Here is a 6,642-nt window from a genome sequence, read left to right as displayed (position 1 = left end):
TAAAAAAGCCGATCAGGGAACTAAAAGCAGATCGGAGACAACAGCAGAGACCCGGCATGAACAATGGTATTAACCAGGAATCACAGTGGCAAATCAAACCAACCGAAAGGCCCATCCGGCGAAGGGAAGAACCGAGTGAACGCCATGACCGTGCAGCATCAACAGTGCAACAATAGCAAAGCAGACTTGTGCAACTAACATTAACAAAGCAGCCTTGTGAAATGCAAAATTATCGAAGCTAATTTGAGCCACTATTGTAAGAAATCATTTTGTAAATCAGGCCAATCTGACCAAGATGATACATATCATGTTCTAATAATCCGACTAACAACCATTCATAGTTTAGGTTGCCTGACCACTTACTTTCCAAAAATGAGTCATCCTTTTTTTCCAACAAAGCGATCAATTCAGACTGAGTGTCATCCAGTTGTTTTTTAAGATAAGCCCATCCATTTTTCTTTAACTGCCCGTTGGAGATCCAGTTGTTTGGCGAGTCCATAGTTAGCCTGGCATGTCTTCCAAACTGCAGCCTTTCGATTAATTCTTTACGCCATTCAAGAATATGAGATGTTACCTCTGCTATACTATGAACATAGCCATGCGGCTTTATCCATGCAGTTTCCTCATTAACCAGTTTTAATTTTTTTTCCATGTCTTCATTTACCCAGCTGCCACCATAGTATGTTTGTTGAAGCTGGAAGATGTAACGTTTAATCAGGGTGTTATGCATAGTTGATGTTTGTTTGCGTGAAAATTCCTTTTAGATGGTGCCAGGTGCGGATAGGCATTTAATTTGATTTCCCAATTGCATGAATATGCCAGCAAAAAAATTTGCGTTCACCGGTCCAGGTCAGAAATTTCTGGTAATCACTCTTATTGGGGTATTGTTGGCCGTTATTTCCCTTGCCCAGCCTGCAAAATCTCCTGCTATAATTGCATACTATACCGGTCACTATAAAAGTATCGAAAATTACGACATCAGTAAATTAACGCATATTGTATATGGTTTTGCACGGTTGAAAGGAAGTAAATTAATACTGGGGCATAAAGCTGACACAGCAACAGTAAAAAAGCTCGTGAGCTTAAAAAAGCAGCATCCTGCTTTAAAAATAATCGTAGCCTTTGGTGGATGGGGTGGCTGTAAAACCTGCAGCCAGGTTTTTTCATCCGGGCCCGGAAGAATTGAATTTGCAGAATCTGCACTGCAATTGTTGAAATACTTTGATGCCGATGGGCTCGATCTTGACTGGGAGTATCCGTCTATTCCGGGTTATCCGGGACATAGCTGGTCGACGGACGATAAATCAAATTTTACCTTGCTGCTCAAAACAATCGCTGAAATGTTCAGCGGTGATAAGGAACTTAGTTTTGCTGCGGGAGCCTACCAGGAAAGCCTTGAAAAATCAATCGATTGGCGCGAAGCTGCCCGATATGTCGACCGCATTCACCTGATGACCTATGATCTGCGTAGCAGCAGACACAACAGTACAGGGCACCATGCGCCATTATATTCAACAACAAAACAAAATGAGTCTGCAGACTATGCAGTAAAATATCTGATTGATTCAGGTGTTCCAAAATCAAAAATTGTTATTGGTGCCGCATTTTACGGCAGGGTCTTCAGCATGACGGTAAGAGATAATAGCATAACTACAAGAGGTAATAATCTGCTTGATCAGCCTGGAAAGTTTAAACATTTTGTGTTGTTTTCAAAGTTGAAATCAATAGAAAGCGATCCTGGCGGGTTCCATTTTTATTATGATTCTATTGCTCAGGCTGCTTATGGTTTTAATCCACAACGCAAGGAGTTTGTAACATTTGATAATATGATTTCTGTTAAGGCGAAAGCAAAATACGTTCTCACGAATGGATTAGCCGGGATAATGTTCTGGGAGTTAAGCCAGGATAAGCCCCGGGATGGCTTTCTTTCAGTAATAACTTCAATGTTAGTCGTCCCCCCGGATAATCCGAAAAATGAATAAAGCTGTGGCAATGACTCCTACAATGTGAAACCAGGAACTAACTTCAAAGAAAGCAGAGCCAAGGTACCAGATAGCGTATAGAATAATTATAAAACTCAATAAATAATTGCCGGTCTTTTTTGTTGTGTCCATAAGATGATTCTCCGCGATGATTTGAACTTTGACAATAAAGTGGACCTGGAATGTTAAAGCTGCCTGGAATGTAAAAACGAGTCAAATCGATAATGTGTGAAATCTACGTCAATAATGTATCAAAATCTATGCTAACGGGCTAAAATTGCTCAGCTAATATGGATCGGGACCATTGTGTGATCCATATACCGCCTCCCTGAGACCTGTGGCAGAATTGCCTTCATAGGGACCATAGCTGGTTGGCCTGAAACTTGATTGCCTTTAATAAACAAAAATGTTACACCTAATATTTAAGTTATGAAAAAAGCAACACCACTATTAATCGCTATTTGTTCCGTATTTTTTGCATGTAACGATGCTGAACAATCTGATTCTGTAGATACAGCTGATTCAGCGAATGAAGCAAAAATCGATAGGGCCGAAGATTCAGGCACCACTGCAGCGGGGAACACAGCAATAGCATCAACACCCGTTGATGAGGAGACAGCTGACTTTTTTGTGAAAGCAGCAGATGGTGGCATGGCTGAAGTTGCCGCTGGTAAGTTGGCCCAGGATAAAGCGACCAATCCCAAAGTAAAAGAATTTGCGGGGATGATGGTAACTGATCATACTGGCGCAAATGCTGGTCTTAAGGAACTGGCAGCTAAAAAGAATGTTACGCTTCCAGACACCGTTTCGAATGATCATAAAGAAGGTGCAGCTGATCTTGCAAAAAAAACCGGGAAAGATTTCGATAAGGCATATATGAAGATGCAGGTAAAGGATCACGAAAAAGCTGTGGATCTGTTTGAAAAAGCTTCAAAAAATACAAAAGACACTGAAGTGAAAAGTTTTGTTGATGCTACCTTGCCTAAACTCAAATCTCATCTTGATGCTGCGAGATCATTAAACAAGTCTCTTTAAGCAAAAAGGTTTGATAAGCAAATTTTGAAAAATTTGGCAAGTAATTTATTGAATTCAAGTAAATACAAAATTGAATTAGTTCTTGAAAAATAACTTTTATAGAACCGAAAAAGGTCAGGCCAATCCTGGCCTTTTTCATTGAAGTTCATTTTTGAGTAACATTCACTTTTCAATAGTGTTCACTTTAAAAAACCAACTTCTCCATGAAACTATTTGATGACGAAACACTTCAATCGATCCGAAATGCGTTAATGCAAAAAGGAGAATCAGTTTCCATTGCAGAAAGTGTTACTTGTGGCCTTCTGCAATTTGCAATGTCTAACACGATGGATACGGTGGAGTTTTTCGAGGGCGGTATTACGGTGTATAATCCTAATCAAAAGTTCCGTCATCTGAACATTGAACCAGCTCATGCCCTCTCAGTTAATTGTGTTTCGGAAAGGGTAGCTATTGAGTTGGCTCAAAATGTAAGGATAAAATTCAACAGTGAATATGGAATAGGAATCACAGGTTATGCTTCTCCCGTCCCCGAATCCGATAACAAGTTATTTGCTTACTTTGCCATCACACACCAGTCACGGGTTTTGCATTCCGCAAGGCTTGATACAGAACCGAAGGAAGGCATAGGTGTTCAACTCTTTTATGTCAATGAAGTCCTTAAAAGTTTCGCCTCTACACTCCTTTCTGAGTTATGAGTTATGAGTTATGAGTTATGAGTTATGAGTGATGAGTTAGTGATGAATTATGAGTTGTGAAACTGACCAGGTTACACACTTACCACTCACTACTCCTTATCTTTTTTCATTATAAACACCGATTTCAGTGATTGCTGGTTGACCGGTAAATTCAAGAATTGATAATCTTATTTTGCTGCCCGTCACTTTAGGGAACCGGTGAAACTTAAATCTCTTTTTATTTTCACCGGTTATTAATGTTGTCCATTTGCCATCATTGAAAAATTCAATTTTATATCGACTGATATTAGCCGATTTTTCTGCGACAACAATAGTATTGAAGGGCTGACTCTTCATAAGATCAATTTCTATCCATGGCTGTTTGACTGTAGTATTTGAAATCCATGAAGATCTGAAGTCATCATCATTGGCAAAATCCATGATGTTCATGTCATCGCTCCAGCTTGAATTGGATGGCTTATTCAAAGCAAGGTTGGAGGAAATTATCGGTGCGTCAAGAGAAGGCAGCTTTGGTAATGGTCCATCGTTTTTCCATATTGCACCAATCTGTTTAAGCGCAGTCAAGGCGTTCTGATCGATTTTGCCATCACGATTCGGAGCCACGTTAAGTATGAAATTACAGCTGGCTTCGTTTAGTGGTATCAAAGTTTCTTTTATGAGCCTGGCGGGATCCTTAACCGGCTTGTCTGGAAAATCAGTTTTCCAGAACCATGAACCATTTATCGGGAGACAGGCCAGGGAGGGCATAGCTGAAGTTTCTTTCGCAAGCTTTTGACCGGCACCCATTTCATATGTTTTTATATCAGTATAATACATGCCTTCCCCGGGATATTTTGCACCGTTGAGATCCATCAGCAAACAGTCGGGTTGAAGAGATTTGATGAGCAGATAAATTTCATCGAATGGAATTTCATCATAGGAAATCCTTGACCAGGGAGCATCCCAGCCGTCAATAATAAGTGCTTCAATCTTACCATACCTGGTCAGCAATTCTGTTATCTGCGCCTTAACCATAGTGATATGTTTTTTTGTGATCTGGTGGGGGCGAAGCTTATGATGCGTGTCCAGGATAGAATAATATAACATCACCTTTAGTCCATTGTCGCGAAAAGCTTTGACATAGTCAGCGACTATATCTCTTTTGTATGGACTATTCATCACACTGTATTCAGTTGTTTTTGTATCCCAGATACAAAAACCGCTATGATGTTTTGTTGTCAGGCAACCGTAAGTCATGTTTGCCGATTTTGCTGCTTTCGCCCACTGATCACAATCCACGTTGGTTGGAGCAAAAGTAGAAGCGGGGGCTTCCGGATCAGCCCAATCGTGATCCATATAGGTGGGGATATTATAATGAATAAACATTCCAAAACGATAATCGATAAACTTCTGTTGCAAAGGTGCCAGCGATTCCGCAGACGGTTTTAGCATACCCTGACCTTGCACATAAAAGCAGGACAGAATTGTGAATATGCAGAAGGGTAGAATGGGTAATGATTTTGATTTCATTGGAGATAGATGATTTGATCTGCAAGATATGATGAAAAGCTATCCTAAACCTTGCAGAACTAAACCTGGTATGGTAGCGGTTATAGTCGCAGCCCACCTGGTGGTTGCCATTGGCAATAAAGAACTAAACCTGATTTGGCAACTGTTGCAGCCGGATCAAAAGCCTGCAAACATACTTGTAGATCTTCCAGGTGAGCTTTTGACAGAGATGAGCATTGGAGTGGACTGTGCATAAAAAAACCGCTTAATAAGCGGTCAGATCTGTTGTTATAACAGTAATTCTTTTTGGGCTAAACAATCAATACTACAATACTTTGTGGCTAAGGCTGATTTCGTTTTGTCGGTAATCTCCGTTCCTGGTTTTGACGAACCACTACAGCTGGTTTAAGACTAGGGTAACCCTTCTTTAAAACTTGTACAGTGTCTTTCAGCAATTGAATTACAGTTTTCACGGTTTGATTTGTTTAATTAGTGCTAATGGTTTTTAGTGCTAATGGTTTTGTCCTTGTTGAATCCTGGTATCGGCAACTTAGATGCTGATAGCTAATCGGAAGATTCAATTGTTGTTTAAATGGTAGTTATTCGATTAGAGTTGTAAAATAGGGTTTTTTAAAGGACGAAGTACGATCTTTTTGGTTTTAGAAGGATGATTTAAGGATTCTTTTGGTTTTTTCGAAGGATCGGAAGTTTTTTAAAGGATCGGATGGTTTTTAGGATTCGGATGGTTTTTCATGTTTTGTTGGATCAGTTGGTTTTTCAGCGATCTTAAGATCTGTTCATTACATGGAATCGTTGGATTGGTGGTTTCAAAGGATTCAGCGGATCAATTAGTTTTCAGGTACGTTTAGTTGGCTTTTCAGGGATCGGGTTGTTTTTTGGATCTGGCTGGTCTTTTTAAGGATCTTGTTGGTTGTTCTAAGGATCTTGTGGCTGTTTCTAAGGATCTTGTTGGTAGTTCTTAGGATTTTGTAGGTCGTTCAAAGGATCTTGTAGGTCGTTCAAAAGAAACTTGTTGGCTGTTCTAAGGGTCTGATTGGTTTTACTTAGGGTTGGCTGGTTTTTTAAAGGATTGGTATTCTGTTATTTGATTTCTTAGGATTGGATCAGGGTCTTTCAGGATATTGTTGGTTCTTCAGGAATATTTGTTTTGTGCTTGTTTCTTATTGTGATATAAAGATGGAAAAACAAACTTGTGTTAAATAACTTATTCGGTGAATGGCCGGGTTTCTTCGATTTTTGGGCATTTATTGTTGAAAATGCCAACGGGAGACTGAAAACAGCAAGAAAAGGCTAAAAACTCAATAGGTTGGAATCTCCTGGAGCCCATGCAATATGAGCCAATAGCCTTCAGGGAATTAGCAAAGTTCAGACAACTTTAAGTTGAATGGAATACCCTTTATTAACTGAATGGAATAGCTGTT

The 6,642-nt window shown here is 39.8% G+C and carries 6 protein-coding genes; 4 read left to right on the top strand and 2 right to left on the bottom strand.

Annotated features, from left to right (window positions below):
* Positions 1–238: 238 nt before the first annotated feature.
* Complete coding sequence (locus VK664_RS11010) at positions 239–730, bottom strand: DinB family protein (RefSeq protein WP_461398707.1); 492 nt, start codon at positions 728–730, stop codon at positions 239–241.
* A gap of 85 nt (positions 731–815) precedes the next feature.
* On the opposite strand from VK664_RS11010, the gene VK664_RS11005 reads away from it, so the two are divergent.
* The 3 genes from VK664_RS11005 to VK664_RS10995 all read left to right on the top strand — a co-directional run bounded on the left by VK664_RS11005 (position 816) and on the right by VK664_RS10995 (position 3,712).
* Positions 816–1,982, top strand: a complete 1,167-nt coding sequence (locus VK664_RS11005; protein WP_461398706.1) for a glycoside hydrolase family 18 protein — start codon at positions 816–818, stop codon at positions 1,980–1,982.
* A gap of 429 nt (positions 1,983–2,411) precedes the next feature.
* Positions 2,412–3,017, top strand: a complete 606-nt coding sequence (locus VK664_RS11000) for a DUF4142 domain-containing protein (RefSeq protein WP_461398705.1) — start codon at positions 2,412–2,414, stop codon at positions 3,015–3,017.
* A 203-nt stretch (positions 3,018–3,220) separates the two neighbouring features.
* A complete protein-coding gene (locus tag VK664_RS10995) occupies positions 3,221–3,712 on the top strand; it encodes a CinA family protein (protein WP_461398704.1) in 492 nt (163 codons plus the stop codon).
* Positions 3,713–3,808: 96 nt separating this feature from the next.
* Here the strand turns inward: VK664_RS10995 and VK664_RS10990 are convergent, their stop codons facing one another.
* Entirely contained in the window at positions 3,809–5,221 is a 1,413-nt protein-coding gene (locus VK664_RS10990; protein ID WP_461398703.1) for an alpha-L-fucosidase, read from the bottom strand.
* A gap of 28 nt (positions 5,222–5,249) precedes the next feature.
* Between VK664_RS10990 and VK664_RS10985 the strand changes: the two genes are divergently transcribed.
* A complete protein-coding gene (locus VK664_RS10985) occupies positions 5,250–5,456 on the top strand; it encodes a hypothetical protein (RefSeq protein ID WP_461398702.1) in 207 nt (68 codons plus the stop codon).
* Positions 5,457–6,642 lie beyond the last annotated feature (1,186 nt).

The organism is Flavitalea sp., from assembly GCF_035489435.1.
Taxonomy (GTDB): domain Bacteria; phylum Bacteroidota; class Bacteroidia; order Chitinophagales; family Chitinophagaceae; genus DATHKG01.
Note: the sequence above shows the minus strand (reverse complement) of the source record. Positions and strands in the feature narration are given on the sequence as shown.